This is a genomic window from Belliella kenyensis, from assembly GCF_022549675.1.
In the GTDB taxonomy this organism is placed as follows: domain Bacteria; phylum Bacteroidota; class Bacteroidia; order Cytophagales; family Cyclobacteriaceae; genus Belliella; species Belliella kenyensis.
Genome location: NZ_JAKZGR010000007.1, coordinates 109,636 through 129,574, shown reverse-complemented (window position 1 = coordinate 129,574; position 19,939 = coordinate 109,636). Strand labels below are relative to the sequence as shown.

Annotated in this window: 12 protein-coding genes; 4 read left to right on the top strand and 8 right to left on the bottom strand. The window is 38.2% G+C overall.

Translation table 11 applies throughout. The features are described 5' to 3' along the window. Positions 1-8 precede the first annotated feature (8 nt). Positions 9-1,139, top strand: a complete 1,131-nt coding sequence (locus MM214_RS09170) for a 6-bladed beta-propeller (protein WP_241294581.1) — start codon at positions 9-11, stop codon at positions 1,137-1,139. On the opposite strand, the gene MM214_RS09165 is transcribed toward MM214_RS09170, so the two are convergent. The 7 genes from MM214_RS09165 to MM214_RS09135 all read right to left on the bottom strand — a co-directional run bounded on the left by MM214_RS09165 (position 1,120) and on the right by MM214_RS09135 (position 9,959). Then, positions 1,120-2,364, bottom strand: a complete 1,245-nt coding sequence (locus tag MM214_RS09165; RefSeq protein WP_241294580.1) for a type II toxin-antitoxin system HipA family toxin — start codon at positions 2,362-2,364, stop codon at positions 1,120-1,122. The genes MM214_RS09170 and MM214_RS09165 overlap by 20 nt on opposite strands. Further along, complete coding sequence (locus tag MM214_RS09160) at positions 2,361-2,666, bottom strand: helix-turn-helix transcriptional regulator (protein ID WP_241294579.1); 306 nt, start codon at positions 2,664-2,666, stop codon at positions 2,361-2,363. The genes MM214_RS09165 and MM214_RS09160 overlap by 4 nt, the downstream gene beginning before the upstream one ends. Positions 2,667-2,810: 144 nt before the next feature. Continuing rightward, complete coding sequence (locus tag MM214_RS09155) at positions 2,811-3,122, bottom strand: hypothetical protein (protein ID WP_241294578.1); 312 nt, start codon at positions 3,120-3,122, stop codon at positions 2,811-2,813. 343 nt (positions 3,123-3,465) lie between these two features. Beyond that, on the bottom strand, positions 3,466-5,373 hold the full coding sequence (locus MM214_RS09150) for a 7TM diverse intracellular signaling domain-containing protein (protein ID WP_241294577.1): 1,908 nt from the start codon (positions 5,371-5,373) through the stop codon (positions 3,466-3,468). A 125-nt stretch (positions 5,374-5,498) separates the two neighbouring features. Beyond that, positions 5,499-6,623 (bottom strand): endo-1,4-beta-xylanase, encoded by a 1,125-nt coding sequence (locus tag MM214_RS09145; RefSeq protein ID WP_241294576.1) that lies wholly within the window; start codon positions 6,621-6,623, stop codon positions 5,499-5,501. Positions 6,624-6,791: 168 nt separating this feature from the next. Next, complete coding sequence (locus MM214_RS09140) at positions 6,792-7,541, bottom strand: SDR family NAD(P)-dependent oxidoreductase (RefSeq protein ID WP_241294575.1); 750 nt, start codon at positions 7,539-7,541, stop codon at positions 6,792-6,794. A 282-nt stretch (positions 7,542-7,823) separates the two neighbouring features. Next, positions 7,824-9,959 (bottom strand): alpha-glucuronidase family glycosyl hydrolase, encoded by a 2,136-nt coding sequence (locus MM214_RS09135; RefSeq protein ID WP_241294574.1) that lies wholly within the window; start codon positions 9,957-9,959, stop codon positions 7,824-7,826. Positions 9,960-10,321: 362 nt separating this feature from the next. On the opposite strand from MM214_RS09135, the gene MM214_RS09130 reads away from it, so the two are divergent. From MM214_RS09130 to MM214_RS09120, 3 genes are all read left to right on the top strand, one after another. Beyond that, complete coding sequence (locus MM214_RS09130; RefSeq protein WP_241294572.1) at positions 10,322-13,429, top strand: SusC/RagA family TonB-linked outer membrane protein; 3,108 nt, start codon at positions 10,322-10,324, stop codon at positions 13,427-13,429. Between the two features lie 4 nt (positions 13,430-13,433). Next, positions 13,434-15,377 carry a RagB/SusD family nutrient uptake outer membrane protein gene (locus MM214_RS09125; protein ID WP_241294570.1) on the top strand — a complete coding sequence of 648 codons (1,944 nt, stop codon included), beginning with the start codon at positions 13,434-13,436 and terminating at the stop codon, positions 15,375-15,377. 161 nt (positions 15,378-15,538) lie between these two features. Further along, the gene (locus tag MM214_RS09120; protein WP_241294568.1) at positions 15,539-18,442 is read left to right on the top strand and encodes a glycosyl hydrolase 115 family protein; all 2,904 of its coding nucleotides are present in this window, start codon (positions 15,539-15,541) and stop codon (positions 18,440-18,442) included. Positions 18,443-18,575: 133 nt separating this feature from the next. On the opposite strand, the gene MM214_RS09115 is transcribed toward MM214_RS09120, so the two are convergent. After that, on the bottom strand, positions 18,576-19,607 hold the full coding sequence (locus MM214_RS09115) for a LacI family DNA-binding transcriptional regulator (RefSeq protein WP_241294565.1): 1,032 nt from the start codon (positions 19,605-19,607) through the stop codon (positions 18,576-18,578). Positions 19,608-19,939: the final 332 nt, after the last annotated feature.

The following is a 19,939-nucleotide window of genomic DNA, read 5'->3' as shown; positions in this document are numbered from 1 at the left end:
GCTTAATCATGCTAGCAAATTTATTCTTACTATCATGCGATAGGTCAAGAGCTAGTTTGGAGAAAGTCTACTATGATCAAGAAGGATTTGTCGTGTTCGATATCGTAGATCATAATGAAGTGGATATGATTTACTTTTCAGAATTTGTAAATGCTATTGACTATATACCCTTAGAAACAAGTGCGGCTTGTTTGATTGGAGAAGTTGATAAGGTGCTGATTAACGAAAATTTCATATATGTGTTAGACAAGAGAATTGTAAATGCGGCTTTTGTTTTTGATAGGGAAGGTAATTTTGTAAAACAATTGGGTAGGGAAGGAGAAGCAGAAGGAGAGTATTTAGAGCTTGGAGATATGTTTTTCATTGATGAAAGTCAAATCGCAATTTATGATCATGTCAGACAGCAAATGCTTGTTTTCAAAGACTTGGAATATAGCCATACAGAAAAGTTTGATTGGAAATCGAGTAAGATTTATGAATTTGGGGGGTATTTTTATCATAATCCATTTCTTTCAAAATATAATGTTGTAGAAGCTGGCCCTTTTGAGTTGTTCATTTCAGGTTATGAATCAAATATCATTGAAAAGCACTTCGAATATCCCTCTTATAGAGATGTCGTATATGAAAAGCAAAATGTATTTAGGCTTTATGATGATTCCGTATTATTTATCCCGCCATTCTACAATAAAGTGTTCAGCCTAAAGGGCAAAGATGTTACTCCGAGATATCTTTTCAATTTTGGAGATAGGCAATTACCAATCGAGGAAACCTATAGCTTTGAGACACTATCTGCTGCCCTACAAAATTATGGACATGTGGGAGATACATTTTTAGAAAATCAACAGCATGTGTTTTTTGAGGCAAGCTATAAAGGACCTTCTGCCAAATTTTGCTTGTATAACAAGGAAGAGGGAGTTTTTAAATTCTCTTCAAAAATAACAAATGACGTGAATCATTTAATGCTTTATAAGTTTGATGACTTTAATGATGCTTATGCATACGGAACGTTGAATGCTGCTGATTTCATAACAGCTATCAGCAAAAGGAAAGGAGTGGAAAATCAAGTCTTAAGTAACCTAAGAATTGAAGCGTTAGATAGATCGGATAACCCAGTTGTCGCTATCTATCATTTTGAGTGATCTTTTTGATAGCTTTGCTTATGAACGATATGTTGGATTGACTTACACCGTAGTTTTTGGCCAAGTTTTCCCAATTGTTTACTGCATCTACTGTTTGTTCGATAATGTTGTCAATTTTTTCTTTTGATATTTTTGCTTCTATACCAAGTTTTAATAAATGACTTATTCTTGGGTTTCTGCCTTCTCCCATCACCATAGTGCTTTGCTCACCTCTAGGCCCACTAGAAAAGGTCAAATCATAAGCAGGTGCTAACCTCCAATTTCCAGAAGAATCCATTAGAAAGCTAAAGTTTTTCCCATGATCATCTCTATTATGAGATAATACATTGAATACAGCCAAACGATAGATTTTCTCAACTTCACGGATGTCTTTAGTAAGTCGACCTGTCAAGTTTAGAAGGTCTTCATAATCCAAAGCAGGAACCCGAAAATCACTATGAAGCAAGCCACTCACTGTATGCATATGAATTCTTTGCCCATTTTCCCGGTCAAATCTTTTGACTGCAAAATATCCTGGACTTTTGGAAGACGAGAATAGATGTATGTCAGGGACATTTATTCCCGCCAATGCAGCCATTTTTGAAAATACAAATTCAATAGCTCCAGCATCAGTACCATCTTGTTGATTAGGGAATTTAACTATCCATGGATCAAAACCTACTTTAAGTGAATGAGTACCATGAATAATATTTTTAAATGTTGAGTCAACGCCAATTAGTGCCTTTGGACGTGCACCAGCAGAAGAGCCATTCAAAGAAAGTAATTCACTTATAATGTCATCAGTGCTACCTTGCAATACTTCTTCTGTTTGATCAGCCAACAGATCTAAATCAATTTTTGAATTGCTATTTTCTTGAATATGATTTGGCTCATATACCAAAGCACCCAAACCATAAAGCCCAACATTAGCTAACCTATCCAATGGAGAAAAATCTTGCGGTATAAAACCTTTTGATCTTACCATTCTGTCAAAAAGCAACCTACCCCAACCATCTGGTAAGCTATCATTGAAAACACCTGCTAAGCCTTCAAATGGACGATAGGGTAATTCTATTACTCCTTTTTTTAGTGGTAAGTGAAAAGGAGAGATTTCTAAGCCTTTCCCCAAGAATGACAATTCGTATTCAAAGTAAATTGTTTGATTGTTGATAGCAAGTCGTCCAACTGGTTCCGTGCCTGCTCCAAAATCAAGACTAACTTTAATTTCTCTAGCTTGGGTATTCATTTTTTACGTCCTCTTTTTCTTTCAAACTGATTATTATCTTTCAAAACATCATCAATGGTTTCATAGCTTGCTTTTCTTGGCTTGAGCGTATTGACAATTTCATCTAAGCCTCCAACTATCATTAATAGTTTTAAGAGAGATTCCAAAGAGATTATTCCCTTTTGTTCAAACTTCCGCAAAGTAGCTAATGGTACTCCTGATCGATCTGCCAATCCTTCTTGTGTTAGATCCATTTGCAACCTTCTTTCACGAATACTATTTGCTATTTTGACTTGAGCTTTTGATGGAGATATAAGTAACATTATAATGTTGATTATATATTTTTTTATGAATTAAGTGATATAATGGTGTTAGTAAATTTACAAAGTATTATTTGAAACCTAATGTAAATTTTTATTTTTTTCGAATTATATAACAAGTAAAAGATTAAAAATAACTATGATTTACTATTGCTTGAGTGAATCAAGTATCATTTCCACCAAATATTGGGCCTCCAAGTCATCTTCATTGGTCAAAAATTGATAAAATGGACTAGCTTCATTTACATAGTGCCTTAGAATATACCCCTCCAAAACACTTATATAGCGGTTTGCAGGAGCATCAACAGTGAGAAAAAAAGGGAATAAAAGATGATAGTTTTTAGACTCTTTTAAAAACCTTCCATTGCCAATAACTTTTCCAGAGACTTTGTTGTAAACAGTAGAGAACTGCGTGAATGCTGCATCAAATGAATCAAATATTATAAAATCACCTCCCAAGCTTCTGCCATAAAATTGCCGTCTTCTTCTAATCAGACTAATCTTATACTACTAACTAAATCAGAAAAGTCTATGGTATCATTGATTTCAGATGGGTCAATTTGTATTTGTTTGATACCACTTTCCAGTATGTTAGCTTTCTTTTCAGATACCTCACGCGAGACTAAGAATAGAATTTTATTGACTTCATTTAAGATCTCATCGGTGTGGCCAGATTTACTTTGAATTGTTGAAATCGATTAGTTTATATAAATTCCGATTCTTTGATTCGAATATTTTAAGTTAACTTTTCTATTGATTACAGTTTAAAAGTTCCTTCAGAACGCATATCTATTTAGATAACTCAATCCAAATGCACTAGCGCAAGAGTCTCCCAGCCACTTAGATCTTTGTTATGGTTGACCTTCTCCATGGCTAGATTGATTTTGTTTTTGAATGCCCAGCATGTTTCTCTACGTAGTTCTAAGATTTCCGAAATTTCATTTAGAGAAAGATTAACATCTTTTCTATTGGTGAGGTATAAGATATAGAATGCTTTTTCGATTGGGAATTTGAGTTTGTGAAACAAAGTGTCAACCGTAGGCGATTCATAGTAATTACAGTTCCTACACCTTCTTCCAAAATTGGCTCCTTCGTTGTACTTGTTGTAGCCACATTTTTTGCAATGAAAATTATCCTTCCATTTTAGTTCTGACAAAAATTGGAAGCAAGCCTCTTTATTTGGGAATACTTTTTTGAAATCTTCGAAATCCAATCCTTTCATCAAGGCAAGGTCTTTTGTGGTGACTTGCACACTCATCTTTAGTTCCTTGTTGTTTTCTTCGAGGAACTTGTTCATTTGTGTGACTTGGGCATTGAGCTCTTCAAGTCTCAGGTTGGTCGTTTGTAGCTCAACATTTTTCTTTGCAAGATCAGAGGCCATTTTTTCAATTTTCTCTGTTCGTGCTTTTACTTTTTCTTTTAGTTTACTATTGAGTTGTAGCGTTAGCTGATTGTTTTTTTCTAGTACCAGCGTTCTTTCTTTGTTTGCATTTACATATTCATCCTGTAGGAATTTGATTTGTTTGAAAATCGAGAAGGAGAATAAAATCATCTCAATGAAGATGACTGGATAAACGAAATACCAGTTGATCACAGGATTGTCAAAAAGCTGAATGCTTTTTGAGTAAGAATATACGATGACAAGGAATAGACAGGCAAAGGCAAAAATGTAAGACCAGGAATAAATTTTTTCCTTGGCCAGCGTATACAGTCCCATTGAAAATGGTATGATCAAGATCAAAAATGTAATGATGAGGTAATTGATATAATACAGCTCATACACATAAATTTGGCTCAAGAATAATAGCAATTTGGCAAAAGCCGCCCAGATAGTGGCTTTGAACACTTTGTCACTTTTCGTGTATTTTTGTATGTATCGGTTTGAAAATAAAAGAGTTGCTAGAATTATAAAGAGTTCAATTATTTTTTCATTGTTTAATTTGTTAATCCAAGGGGAATTAGGCCATAAATATTGGAACCCCAATCCATCTCTTCCTAACGAAAACCAAATACAGGCCAGAATCAAGCATGGAAAATATAAATAGAGAAGATCTTTAAGTTTGATGAATAAATATAAATTAAAGATCAAAATTAAAATGAGAACGCCATAATAAGTACCTAAAAGGAAATATTCGTTTAGTGAATGTGCCAAAAAACGCTCATTTGACCTTACATAAAAGCTGAACTGCTGATTGTAATTTCTCTGTACTTTGAGATAATAGGTTTTCGTTTCTCCTGGTCTGAGGTCAAGGAATTGATTGAAGTTTTTGTGATGGATATTTCTATCGAAAAATGGTAAAGAAAATCCCGAGGTATTTTCATGATAAGTCCCATCTGGATTGGGGAAGTAAAAAGTAAATTTCTTAATATCAAAACCCCAAGATTCAAAGTACCAAGATTGATTGTGTTCTCTTTGTTTATTGCTGACAGTGAGTCTCATCCAAAGATCCGAGTCTAAGTAATCATAGATCACATGATCGTCAGTTACTTTCTGAAATTTATGTTGAAATTCAGGAGATGATATGTCTTTGATACTGTATTGAGAGGTAGTGTCAAGGAAAAAATCAAGCATTTGACTTACTTGCAATTGTGAAATACCATCATTTACTTCTACTGTGGTAAATGAATTGATTTGTGCATTCGCATGTGTATGTAGGCTGATAATCAGTCCAGCAAACAATGCAAAAATATATTTTCTGAAGGTTTCCACTTGGAAAGTGATTTTGGGGTTAATCTTAAATACGGAGTAAGCTCAATTTATTGATCAAGCATTTTACTCCGTATTTTTGTTTTTATCAAATATAAGATCTAGCAATCAATAAAATTTTGCAAAAATTATTGATTTACTACTTTTTGTATAGCCTCTATGATATCCATCTTAGGCTCATATTGCCTGTCAAAGAGTAGGGGATATGCTGTCCTTCCTCTCATAGGCCAGTTGTTTAGCCAGTTTCCTCCATCGTGAATTCCCCAGAAAGTGACTCTAGTAATCTTATCTTCATGCTTTTTGAACAGTTCGAAAAGTTCCACATACCTTTTGAGTAACTTTTGATGTACTTCATCTGGTAATCCATCTGTGTAGAGGTTGTATTTCTCATCAAATTCAAATGTAGCATCTATATCCGCACCATGTCGGTTTACTGGATTGGGTAATACATCTATATCGACTTCTGTGAACATTACTTTGAATCCTTCCTCAGCGATTCTTAGAATAGAGGCTTCGATTTCCTCCAAAGAAGGTGATTCCAATCCATAATGTCCTTGCAACCCAATACCATCTATCCGAATACCTTCTTCTCGGATTTCTTTAGCTAGCTTAATGGCTGTCTCTCTCTTTTCAGGCTTCCACATGTTGTAATCATTGTAGTAAAGCTCTGCTTCTGGATCGACAGCCTCAGCTTTGGCAAATGCCTTTTTGATAAACCTTGTTTCACTGGCTTCAAACCATTTGGAGGTCCTGTACTCACCATTATCAAATATGGCCTCATTGACCACATCATATCCAAACACACGTCCTTTGTATCTGCCCATGACCGTTTCGATGTGCTTTTCCATCCTTTCGATCAAAGCTGATTCACTCAACCTCTCACCATTCTCATCTTCAAAAACCCAGTCAGGTGTCTGATTGTGCCATACTAGCGTGTGTCCGATGACCCGAGCACCAATAGAATCTGCCAAGTTTACCAACCTATCCATAGGTTCAAAAAGGTAAGTGTCGGGACGTGGATGTATAGAACCCCATTTCATCAAGTTCTCTGGCGTTATGCTATTGAAGTGCTTGGCAAGGACAGTATGTGCTTTACCTTCTCTATCTGTGCCATAAGCCTGTCTATTATCTATGGCAGCACCGATATCGAAGCTATCTTTGAACATATCTTTGAGGCTTTGAGCTTGCGAAGGCTGTACATAAAGCAATGCAGCAAATGCCATTGCTGAAATTGGTTTAATAAGTTTTTTCATGGTTTTTAGGTCTAATTGTTTTTCAATCTTTGGTTTTAAGAGTGGGATGAAGTTTTGAATGGTTTAGGCTATCAGTCAAGATAATAGTTATAAAGAATGGTGATTCTTTTAATTTTTATTTACAATTAAATATCTGATAATCAATTATTTTTACTGTATTTTGTAGTGTCAAAACCCTATGGAATTTCCACCATCTACAGCTAGTGATGTGCCAGTTACATATTTTGAAGCATCGCTTGCAAAATAATAGACAGCTTCGGCGATATCAGAAGTTTCCCCTAAGTATCCCATAGGTGTCCTGCCTAATACTTTGTTTTTTCTCTCTGGATCATTGTTTAATGCTTTAGATGACATCTCTGTTACGATAAATCCGGGGGCTACACAATTTACTCGTATGCCTTTTGGTGAAAGTTCTACGGCCATGGCTTTTGTCATGCCCTCAATGGCAGATTTTGCAGCTGTATAGGCGATTACTTTAGGGATTCCGTATTTGGCAGCCATAGAAGAAATCATGACGATAGCTCCACTGCCTTGAGCCATCATCACTTTACTAACTTCTCTACTGATGCTAAATACAGAAAGTACATTGGTGTTGATCACTTCAAAAAAGTCTGCATCACTGACCTCACCGAATTCTTTCTTCATGTTGATTCCAGCATTGTTCACTAATATATCTATTCGTCCAAACCTAGATTTGATCTCATCGATCAATGCTGGAATCTCATTCAATTTACTTAAGTCAAATGCAATTGTTTCCGCAAGTGGTCCAAGTTGAGCTTTTGCATCGTCAAGTTTTTGCTGATTTCTACCAACGATAATAGTCTTGATTCCCTCACTTACCAGTTTAATACTCGTAGCCAGCCCCAATCCAGATCCACCACCTGTGACTATTGCTACCTTTTGAAATTCTTGGTTCATCTGTTATTATATGATTAATTTTGATTGATTCTTGTCTATCGCTTCATTCCCTGGGTTAAAACCCGAGGCTAAGATCTCGGTCGTCCTCACAGGACTTGTTTTTTTCATCCCTCACCCTTCACCCTTCACCCTTCATCCCTCATCCTTCACCCTTCATCCCTCACCCTTCATCCCTCACCCTTCATCCCTCACCCTTCATCCTTCACCCTTCATCCCTCACCCTTCATCCCTCACCCTTCATCCTTCACCCTTCATCTTTCACCCTACATCCTTCATCCTTCCTTATATCCCTGGAACATGCCTAGGTTTAATGCTTTTGTAGTATTCCAAATCATGGGCTGGATTTTCTACTCCATCAGGAAGAGGCAGTTTCGAGAATTGTGAGAAATATGCCAAGCAGGCATCTTTCCACCATATGGCTTCCTCAGCTTGGATTTTTAAGAAGGAGTGGACGTGTGCAAACCTTTCATGGTCAATCTTTCCTTGCATAGTTTCCCAAAGTTTCACATTGGCTTTTGCTTCATCTACGCCTTTTTGATAGTGTATTGCGATGTTATCCCAAAGTGATTTTCCATTTTGAAGTTTGTGTGACCATGGCAAATGATGAAACCATAGTAGATGTTCTTCTGGTATAGTTTCTACATCTCCCCAAAGTTTCTGTATTGGTTCAGCGTATTGTTCCAATGCGTTTGATCCAGTTTTTGTTCTGTCAAACCCAATCCCAGTTTCAGAAGCTTGATGGTAATAAGTAGCTGTCCAATCAGCTCTTCTTCCGCCAGTCACCCATGGTCCAGGTCCGTAGTGGTGGCTTTCTGCCATGATATGGTGTAGTCCTAGTGGCGTCATATAATTGACCACCATTTCTCTAGAGGCAAGCATCATATTTTGGATAGGCTCTACAAAGTTTTTGTCAGATGTAAAAGTGAGTTTCAGCCATTCTTCAGCTATTTCAGCAGAGTTTAAATAGGGGTCCCATGCCATTTTCCCATATGTGTACCAATTGGCTTGATGGAAATGGTGGCCTGTCCAGTTTCGATCTGAACCTATATTAGCTACTCCTGCCATAGCCGTGAGTTTGTGGTTGTGTAAGGTACCATCTATCACTTTAGCAATTTGACTTCCAGCACCTTCTCTAAAAGTATCTTCTTTTAGAACTTCTTCAAAGAGAGGAGCTAAGAAGGCCAAATGTGTATCATGACCAAGATATTCTTGTGTAATCTGGAATTCCATCATCAGTGGAGTAGCAGGCATAGCTCCAAACATGGGGTGGAATGGTTCTCTAGGTTGAAAGTCTATCGCACCGTTTTTCACTTGAATGATTACATTTTCTTTAAATTTCCCATCAAGTGGTTTGAACTCATTATAGGCCTGCTTGTGTCTATCATCGGGTGTATGCTCGCTGTAGACAAATGCTCTCCACATGACAATTCCTCCATATGGCTCTAGCGCTTCTGCGAGCATATTTGCGCCGTCGGCTTGTGTTCTTTTATAATTGTGTGGGCCAGGCTGTCCTTCGGAATCAGCTTTGACCACAAATCCTCCAAAATCTGGGATATATTCATAGATTTCTTTGGCTTTGTCTTTCCACCAAGCTTGAACATCTTCATCCAATGGGTCTGCTGTAGGGAGTTTACCTATTTCAATGGGAGAAGAAAATCTAGCGGTGAGGTACACCTTGATTCCGTAGGGTCTAAATACATCAGCCAGAGCTTTGACTTTTTCCAAATAGGCTGGTGTGAGTACCAAGGAATTAGCATTCACATTGGTCAGAACAGTGCCATTGATGCCTATAGATGCATTTGCCCTAGCATAATCATGATATTGCTGATCGATATGTCTAGGTAGTCTGTGCCAATTCCAAATGCTGAAGCCAGCATACCCCCTTTCAACTGTTCTGTCAAGGTTGTCCCAATGATTAAGCACTCTGTGATTGATTTTTGGGGTTTGAAAAATGCCTTCTTTGGGTATGATTTTCCCAACTTGAATCATTTGAAGTAGTCGAAATGTACCATATAACAATCCAATATCAGAATTTGCTGTGACTACAGTTTGTTTGGACTTATTGTGTAAGAAGATTGCATATCCCTCATTTCCGAGTTGTGAGATTTGCTCTTTTGGTATTTCATTCAAATTCAAATCTTGATACTTTGCTATGAGTAGCGCATTTGAAGTGTTTTTCTGATTTTTTACACTAGGATTTATTTTGCTGATCAATCCCGCTGCTGCTGTTTCAAGTTCGGTCTTGATTATATCTATCGTCTCTGATGTGCCGATTATTTGGTAGTTTTTTAGAGTCGAAGTTTGCCAATAGCTTGGATTCTCAATAGGGTAATATTGAAGCCAAAGCTTGTATCCATCATTGGCAAAGGCCGAAATTCTTAAAAGGAAAAGTAATAGAAAAGCATAAACGAATCTCATTGTGAAGTTAGGTTATAGGTTATTGTATTGAAGGAATATTATTAATTCTAGGCTAGTTATGAAATCGATTACATGATATGAGGTTTTGTTTTAAATTTTTAATCTATAGCTAATTTTTCATAAATGGTCGATTAGATCAAAATTGATGGTAAATCTGTTTAATCAGTCTTTTTCATTAGGACAAATATTACGTTTAGATTTCTAAAATTAGAAAATAAATGTGAAATCGGTTGCATAAAACCACAAAAATTATGAAGTTTAACCCGTGAATATGATTTTAAATATTTGGAATAGTACAAAACCATTTACTTTATAATCTTTTCATAACAAAACCATTTATTACCCAACAAATAATCTACCATATGAAAGAAAACCAAGCCAAGATTAATCATTCAAAACTAAAAGATGTTTATGGTATTTGGCTCAAAAGGACAATTGCAGTATTCATGCTAGCTATGATTAGTTGGTCTGCAATGGCACAGTCAGTGACAGTAAGAGGTGTTGTACTAGATGAGTCAGATTTAGGACTCCCTGGTGCATCTGTACAAGAAAAAGGTACATCAAACGGAGTAGTAACAGGGATTGACGGGGATTTTCAAATCAATGTGCAGCCAGGAGCGACATTGATTTTTTCGTTTGTGGGCTTCGTGACTCAGCAAATACAAGTCGGCAATCGCTCAGAGATTACCGTGAGTATGGAGCCGGATGTCAGCTCATTAGACGAAGTAGTAGTAGTCGGATATGGCACGATGCGACAAGAGGCGGTCACTGGATCCGTGGCATCCATAGGTGGAGATGTAATGCGTGAAGTGCCATCTGCCAATATCTCTCAAGCACTTCAGGGTAGGTTACCTGGAGTAGATATTTCCCAGACTTCCTCTCAGCCAGGAGCTACCATGCAGATCAGGATTAGAGGTAATAGATCACTTACAGCGAGCAATGATCCATTGATCGTACTCAATGGTATCCCTTTTGCAGGTTCAATAGCTGATATCAATCCAGAAGATATCGAAAGCATTGATATCCTCAAGGATGCATCAGCAACCGCTATCTATGGTTCTCGTGGTGCAAACGGTGTTGTATTGGTGACCACCAAAAAGGGTTTTAAGGGCCAAGAAGCAAAAATCAGGTACAGTGGATTTCATGGGCCACGAACGGTTTTTTCTCCATACCCCATGATGGACGGTCCTGAATTCCTGGCCATGAGGGAAGCTGCTGGACTATTTGAAAACCCTGGGCCAAGCGAGTCAAATGATGTCAATACAGATTGGCAGGGGTTGATGTATCAGACGGGCACGATGTCTAGTCATGATGTAAATGTCTCTGGTGGTGGTGAGCGTAGTACTTACAGCTTTGGTTTAGGGTATTACCATGACGAAGGTGTGATCCCTACGCAGCAATTTGATCGAATATCTATGCGTGCAGCCATAGATCAAGAAATCGGCAATCACTTGAGGGTAGGTTTCAATAGTAATAATAACTTCAATACACAGCAAGGCTCACAAGTAGGACTTTATGGGATTCTTAGCATGTCGCCACTTGCTAGTCCTTTCGATTCAGATGGTACTCGAAGAAGAACCATTGGTATGCCTATGGATGACACTTGGGTTGGTACAAGGGATGTGATAGAAGATTTAGATGGAGAGTGGTTGAACGAAACACGGACTTATGCAACCTACAATGCGCTATATGCAGAGCTCAAAATACCAGGAGTGGAAGGCTTGAAATATAGAGCCAATTTAGGTCTGGACTATCGACAAACCAACAATGGCGAGTTCACTGGTAGAGGTGTGGGTAGTCCGAATCCTAACACAGAATCTTTTGCAGCAGTTGGGAATTCTCATAATTTTCACTGGATTCTAGAGAACTTGATTACTTATGATAAGATTTTTGCTGACAAACATATTGTAAATGTGACAGCATTGTATGCTAATGAGCAGAACAAATTCTACAGTTCAAGGATGTGGGCTCGTGATATAGCAACTAGCCAATTTCAGTTTTACAACTTGGGAAATTCTGATGGAGAAATCCAAATCAATCCAAATGATCAAAACTATCAACTATGGGGTCTCAGTTCATTGATGGGACGTGTCATGTATTCCTATGATGATAAATATATGATATCAGCTACTTTAAGGTCAGATGGATCCTCAAGGCTTGCCCCTGGATTCAAATGGCATACATATCCTGCAGTTTCTGTAGGGTGGAACATAGGAAAGGAGACTTTTATGAATAATGTGTCACAAGTGGATATGTTAAAACTTAGGTTAGGATATGGACAAACTTCCAACCAAGCCATTGCTCCTTATGCTACATTGGGAGGATTGGGGATTAGGCCTTACAACTTTGGGAATGAGGCATTTTTGACAGGGTACTTTGTAAATTCACTGCCCAATCCAAATCTTGGATGGGAATATTCTGAAACTTACAATGCAGGTGTTGATTTTGGATTGTTCAACAACCGATTGACTGGTAGTTTGGAGTACTACATCACCAACACAAAAGATATCCTTTTAGGTGTCAATCTTCCACCTACATCAGGAGTGGGTAGCTATACCGCAAATATAGGTGAGACTCAAAACAAAGGTGTGGAACTAGCCTTGAATGGTTTGATTTTCGAAAATAATGACTGGAGCTGGGAAGCTGGAATAAATATCTATGCGAATAGAAATAAATTGGTTTCATTGGCATCTGGTCAAGACAGAGATGAAGGGAACTGGTGGTTTGTTGGACATCCTATTGATGTGATTTTTGACCATAAGTATATAGGATTATGGCAAGAAGGTGATCCTCATAGAGATATCCTAGAGCCAGGAGGTAATGTTGGTATGATAAAAGTGGAGTATACAGGTGATTTTGATTCAGAAGGTGTTCCTACCAGGGCCATTGGACCAGATGATCGACAAATCCTAGATCTTCAGCCAAACTTTATGGGTGGTTTCAATACGAGAGTTGCTTACAAAAACTTTGACCTTAGTATAGTCGGTACTTTCAAAAGCGGAGGGGTATTGATCAGTACTTTACATTCATCCACCGGCTATTTGAACCTAATGAGTGGAAGAAGAAACAATGTTTCTGTGGATTATTGGACACCAGAAAATACCGAAGCAAGATATCCAGCCCCAGGGGGATTGGCTAGTGGAGATAATCCAAAGTATGGAAGTACTTTAGGCTACTTCGATGCTTCATTTTTGAAAATTCGGACCATGACCTTGGGTTATAACTTTGACAATGCAAGCAATTGGATGACCAAGGCAGGTATGGATAGATTGAGAATCTATGGAGCAGTGCAGAATCCATTTGTACTATTCTCTCCATTCAACAGAGAGACAGGATTAGATCCTGAAACAAACTCATTTGGTAACCAAAATGCGGCCATTACAGATGCTATTCCTAGTAGGCTACTTACCATTGGTACAAATGCACCAGCTACAAGAAATTTTATCATAGGTCTTAACTTGACATTCTAAAACCATGAAAAAGATACAATTATACTTAAAATCAATCAAGGTATTTCTATTGACTGGTTTGTTATTGGTTTCATGTACTGAGATCTTAGAAGAGCAACCAAGGAGTATTTTTGAGCCAAGTTTTTTCCAAACACAGGAGGGAATTCTGGGTGGGATCACCTCAATGTATGCCCATCTAAGGTATATCTATGGACAGGCATATTATTACAATACTACTTTGACAGGTACCGATGAAGCTACCTATGCGCAGAGTGCAGATCAAAATTTCCTTGTCATGGACTTGAGTGGGCAAGGAGATATTGATCCCAATAACAGCAGGGCGGATGCCTTGTGGATAGCAGCTTTCTCTAATATCAACACTGCAAATGGAATTATTGAATTTGCTCCCGAAGTAGATGTTTCTGATGCATTGGTGGCAGAGGCAAGGTTCTTCAGGGCATTTGATTACTTCTTGCTCGTACAGACTTTCGGTGGCGTTCCTCTGGATTTGGGTTCGGGTGAATTGGCTTTCAACATAGAGCCTTCACGGACATCAGTAAGAAATACAGTTCCTGAAGTCTACACACGAGGAATTTTCCCTGATTTGTTACAAGCTATTGAGGATTTGCCAGCTACTCCTAGATTGACTGGTACAGCTACCAAAACCTTAGCTAGGTTATATTTGGCCAAAGCTTATTTGACTTATGCCTGGTGGCTGGAGAATCCAAACAATATCCCAACATATCCAGAAACTACAAGAGAGGATCCTGATGGGAATACAGCACAATGGTACTACCAAGAAGCTTATAATATAGCTATGGAAGCCATTAATAACCCAGGACCATTTTCACTTCAGGAAACATTTTATGATGTAAATTTGGCTCAAAATGATAGAAATAGCGAATTGTTGCTCTATGCTGATCATACAGAAGATAGTGAATTTTATAATGGGGCCAGTCTTGTATGGGGTAATGGAGCAGCCCCTGAAAATTTTGCAGGATGGATGATGACATGGAATTATACTGTACTTAGAAGCAGTTCTTCGGCAAGTAATTGGGTAGGAAACATAGAATCCGTCAGGAGAGAAGCAATCCAAGCCACGGGTAGGCCATGGACAAGGATGGCTCCAACAATCGGTGTGATTACGAATACCTTTGCAGATAAAACCAATGACTCTAGGTATGATGGTACATTCACTACGGTATATAGGGCCAACACGGATAGGACACCAGTGATTAGTGGGCCGATGTATAATGCTAACTTGATCCAAGTACAGCCTGGTGATGCTATTTTGACCTTCTTAAATGATGAACCAGATCAGGCTATTGACTATCCTTCTCCTTCTAGTTTGGGTGGGAATATTGGTGCAGGAATACTACCCGATAGATCTGACTTTGTGATTTCACCTAGTGGAATCAGCAGAATAGTATACCCTGGTCTTTGGAAACTAGGGCCATACAGGACCGATAGTGGGATGGGACTAGGTGAGCCTAATGCTGGTAGCACAAGACCTTTCAATATTGCCAAGCTTTCAGAGCTCTATTTCATTGCTGCGGAAGCTGCTGTACAAGGTGCTACAGGCCCAATGAGTCCTCGTGATCTGATCAATGTGATCAGAGCAAGAGCTGGTGTATGGCGCTGGGATAACAATGGAAATGCTGAGAAAATCGAAGACAATAGTGCTGAGATGGTAGCTGCTACTCCTGCTGAAATTGATATCAACTATATCCTCGCAGAGAGATCTAGAGAATACTACGGTGAGGGATACAGGTGGTATGACTTGATCAGAACTCAAAAATGGGAAGAACTGGCAGGTACTTATCAAATTGGTGGGATGAGTTATAGCGATCGTACACCTCAAACCATTACAAGGAACATTCGTCCTTTCCATTATCTAAGACCGATTCCTCAAGTTCAAATTGATGCCATGACAGGTGATAGAACAACCTATCAGAATCCGGGCTATTAATGAATTTATTTAACAGATTAAATATCTAAAAATAAGCCAAAAACCAGCTATTCTATCAAAAGCTGATTTGACAAATTAATAAGGAAAGTGAGCTGAAGTAATTTAGCTCACTTTTTTTAGATTTGATTCATGGAATATGTCTTCAATAAACTCAACCTATTATGATTAAAAAATCTATAATTGTTTTATTGCTTCTTTTGCCTGAACTTTTGTTCTCTCAAGTTGATGTCAAGTTTAATGTCAGCGATACAGACCAGTATTTTGAAATCTTCAATAAAAATGAAGCCGCCAAAATATGGTTTGATGACAATGAAAATGTTCTTATAAAAAAAGCTAGTGAGTTTTTGAGTGAGGACATTGAAAGAGTAACAGGCGTTTTGCCAGCAGTTACAGGTATGGCTGCCATTTCTGATTTAGGGAAAATTCAAGCAAAAAATGTAATCATCGTCGGAACTGCTGAAAACAGTACCTTGATCAAAACATTGGTAAAGGACGGGAAAATACAGACCAAAGATCTTGATGGACAATGGGAGCGATTCAGAATACAGACCGTTGAAAATCCATTTCCCGGCATTGATCATGCTTTAGTGATCATAGGAAGTGATAGACGTGGTGCTGCTTATGGTGTATTTACGCTTTCGGAAAAAATCGGAGTATCGCCATGGTACTGGTGGTCAGATGTACCTGTGATCAAGCAGGATCAGATTTTTATTGAAAAAGTTGACTTTTTGTCTTCAAGTCCAAAGATAAAGTACAGGGGTATATTTATCAATGATGAGTCTCCGGCATTTAGGAATTGGGCTTTCGAAAAATTTGGTGGAATCAATCATCAATGCTATGAAAAAGTCTTTGAATTGCTTTTGCGAAATAAGGCAAACTTCTTATGGCCTTCGATGTGGTTACCCACTATGTTTTATGTAGATGATCCTCTGAACCCAAAGACAGCTAACGATTTTGGTATTGTGATGTCTACTAGTCACCATGAGCCTATGACCCGTGCTCACCAAGAGTGGGAGGAGTTTGGGGAAGGTGAGTGGAATTATGTTACCAATAGCGAGCGCTTGAAGGAGTTTTGGAAAGGTGGTTTAGAGAGAATCGGTGATTATGAAACTATGGTAACGGTGGGAATGAGAGGGGATGGAGATGATGCAATGTCTGAAGATACCGCTGTAGATCTATTGGAGACGATTATCAAAGACCAACGGGTGATCATCGAAGAAGTTACCCAGAAACCTGCTAATCATACTCCTCAAGTCTGGGCTATTTACAAAGAAGTTCAGGATTACTTTGATAAAGGAATGCGAGTCGATGATGATATTACTGTACTTTTCAGTGATGACAACTGGGGAAACATTAGGTATTTGCCCAAGAAGCAGACCGCTGCTCAAAAATCAAAATATGGGATGTATTATCATTTTGATTACGTAGGAGCACCTACATCTTACAGGTGGCAGAATGTCACTCAGATTGAAAGGGTGTGGGAACAGATGAAGCTTACCTATGAGCATGGAGTGGATGAGATTTGGATTGCTAATGTAGGAGACATCAAGCCAATGGAGCTACCTATTAGTTTCTTTTTGGACCTTGCTTGGGATCCTGATGCTATTCAAGCTTCAGATCTTCCAGTATACTATGAAAATTGGGCAAATCAACAATTTGGAGCGGGACATGCAGAAGAGATTGCTCAGCTTCTTGCGCTTTATACCAAATATAACTCGAGGCGAACGCCTGAAATGCTTACAGCCAGTACTTACAGCGTGGAAAATTATAGGGAAGCTGATAGGATTGTGAACGAGTTTAATGAACTGTTGGAAAGAAGTAGTGCTGTATATGATAAACTTTCGAGTGAATATCACTCAGCCTATTTTCAATTGGTTCATTCACCTATAGAAATGTGTGCAAATCTAAATGAAATGTATGTGGCTGCAGGAAAAAATCGATATTATGGCATTCGTGGTGCTGCGGCAACCAATTACTATGCAGAAAAAACTAAAGAGCATTTCGAAAACGCTGCTAGATTGACTCAAAAATACCACGAAATAGAAAATGGCAAATGGAATCACATGATGTCTCAAACATACATTGGATACACTTATTGGAATCATCCTCCTTTGAATCTGATGCCTGGGGTATCATATGTTCAATTGCAGGAAGCTGAGGTTTTAGGGTATTTGATAGAAAATGGAAGAGCACCTCGATGGGGATGGCTAGATGTGGAGGCAGATTGGGATTTCAGCAAGGAAATGCCTGTATTTGATCCCATCAATGATCAAAACTATTACATTGATGTTATCAACCGAGGGAAAAATGAATTAGCCTTTAATGTGGAAAGTAATGAGGATTGGATCATTCTTTCTTCTAATTCTGGTGTTACCCAATATCATGAGATGGTGTATGTGACAATCGATTGGGACCTGGCACCAGAAGGCAAGGCGGAGGGTGGAATTGTCTTGTCAGGGGCAGGAGAGAAATACCATATCAAAGTTCCGATCAATAACCATAAAATTGAAGCAATAGGTTTTGTCGAGAATGAAGGTGTGATTGCAATTGAAGCAGATAATTTTTCAAGAAAAAGTGATTCTGAAAATGCTAAATTGACTGTGGTGCCAAATTTGGGAAGGACTGGATCATCCATTGTTTTAGAACCTATGAATACAGAGAGACTTGATAACTTGGAGCGAGCTCCTTTTGTAGCGTATGATTTCACTTCATTCAAAGAGGGTGAGTTTACAGTAGAAGTTCACGTTTCTCCTACTCAGGACTTTAAAAGAGAGGGAGGATTGATGTATTTCATAGCCATAGATGATGAAGAACCGCAGCTGATCAATACCAATAGGGGAGAAGATGTGCCAGACTATAAGTACGCCGAATGGTGGTTGAGATCTGTGGGCGATAATATCAAAAAAGTAAATTCAAGACATAAAGTCGGAGGTGTGGGGCACCACACTTTGAAGGTTTGGCTTATAGATCCAGGAGTGGTGATACAGAGAATAGTGATAAATACTGGAGGACTCAAGCCAAGCTATCTTGGCCCAGACCAAAGTAATTTTATTGAACCAAAGTGAGGTAAAATATCGACAGTTTTTCCCTTTTGGGTGTGATAATGATCATTAAGAAGGTCTGAAATAGTTCTGATGAGTATATTGAGCACAAACAAAAAAAATAATAATCCAAAAAAGTGAGCTGGAATTAATCAGCTCACTTTTTTTTCAGTGAAGATTCTCTGATCAATAATTCTGACCTTAATGTGATTCGATTAGTATTGTGCAGGATAGCAGTTTCAGGTTCGTCAAGGTGATTGATGAGGTTTCTCATCGCTACTTCTCCCATTTCAAACCCAGGGTAATTGATTGTAGTGATTTTAGGTTCGACTAGCCTAGAGATCACTTCATTATTGAATCCTACGATAGACATATCTTCGGGTATTCGGATTCCACGTTGCTTGAGATGGTTCATACAGCTAGCAGCACAGGCATCGTTGGAGACGAAAACACCATCAGGCAAAGGTTTCATTTGCATTATCTGATCCACGACTTGTTCTGCTGCCAATTCATTTATTTCTGAAAGTACGATCACCAACTCATCTTCATATTGAAACCCCCTATCTATCAATGCATATTTGTATCCTTTGAGCCTATCAGCATATACACTGATTTTTGTACTCCCTAGTACATGCACGATTCGTCTACACCCTTGGTCTATCATGTGATTGGTAGCGACTTGAGCAGCTTGGATATTATCTATAGTCACACCCGTGCTATTTTCACTATTCGTGATTCTATCATAGAATAAGACTGGTATACCTTTTTTGTGAAAAGGTGAAAAGTGGTCCAAATGCTCTGCTTCACTTGCCAAGGAAACAATAAGTCCATCTACTCTACTTTTGAACATAGACCTGGTGTTTGCAATCTCTTTGTCTGCCGATTCAAGAGATTGGCTTATTACCAAATTGTAGCCAGATTCGTTTGCGATTTTTTCCATCCCGGCAAGCACTGAGGCTTGAAAACTACTGTTCAAACTTGGTACGATCACACCTATATTATTGGTTTTTTTACTCCTTAAGTTGGCTGCAAAAACATTAGACTGGTAGCCCATTTCCGCAGCTGCTTGAAAAATTTTCTTTTTGGTCTTTTCTTTGACCGCAGGGTGGTTATTCAAGGCCCTACTTACTGTAGTAGGAGATACGCCAATTCCTTTTGCTATATCATATATTGTTACTTCTTTATCCATATACCATACTTATAAAGCTTCAGGGAAGCTTGATGTTTTCAATTTTGAAGAAAATCAGATCAATCTACTATTTGATCAGACCCTTTCAAAAGTATAGTTTTTTCTTAGGATAACAAAATAGAATGAATGAAATCGATTTAATGATATTTATTTAAAATTTGATTTAAATAAACACTTTTTCAGCCCATATCTAAGTCTTTTGACCGAGCGTTTGAATAAGATTATGTCAAATTTAGCTTGGGTAGCTTAGCTTTAGAAAAAAAAATGTTTCTAATTTTGAAATAAAAATGAAATCGGTTGCATTTTTGTAAAAATTTGTTCAAGTTTAGCAG

Bases quoted from the DNA above. Each gene is read 5' to 3' on its own strand.
- MM214_RS09170 (WP_241294581.1), top strand. From the start codon at position 9: ATGCTAGCAAATTTATTCTTACTATCATGCGATAGGTCAAGAGCTAGT.
- MM214_RS09165 (WP_241294580.1), bottom strand. From the start codon at position 2,364: ATGAATACCCAAGCTAGAGAAATTAAAGTTAGTCTTGATTTTGGAGCA.
- MM214_RS09160 (WP_241294579.1), bottom strand. From the start codon at position 2,666: ATGTTACTTATATCTCCATCAAAAGCTCAAGTCAAAATAGCAAATAGT.
- MM214_RS09145 (WP_241294576.1), bottom strand. From the start codon at position 6,623: ATGAAAAAACTTATTAAACCAATTTCAGCAATGGCATTTGCTGCATTG.
- MM214_RS09140 (WP_241294575.1), bottom strand. From the start codon at position 7,541: ATGAACCAAGAATTTCAAAAGGTAGCAATAGTCACAGGTGGTGGATCT.
- MM214_RS09135 (WP_241294574.1), bottom strand. From the start codon at position 9,959: ATGAGATTCGTTTATGCTTTTCTATTACTTTTCCTTTTAAGAATTTCG.
- MM214_RS09130 (WP_241294572.1), top strand. From the start codon at position 10,322: ATGAAAGAAAACCAAGCCAAGATTAATCATTCAAAACTAAAAGATGTT.
- MM214_RS09125 (WP_241294570.1), top strand. From the start codon at position 13,434: ATGAAAAAGATACAATTATACTTAAAATCAATCAAGGTATTTCTATTG.
- MM214_RS09120 (WP_241294568.1), top strand. From the start codon at position 15,539: ATGATTAAAAAATCTATAATTGTTTTATTGCTTCTTTTGCCTGAACTT.
- MM214_RS09115 (WP_241294565.1), bottom strand. From the start codon at position 19,607: ATGGATAAAGAAGTAACAATATATGATATAGCAAAAGGAATTGGCGTA.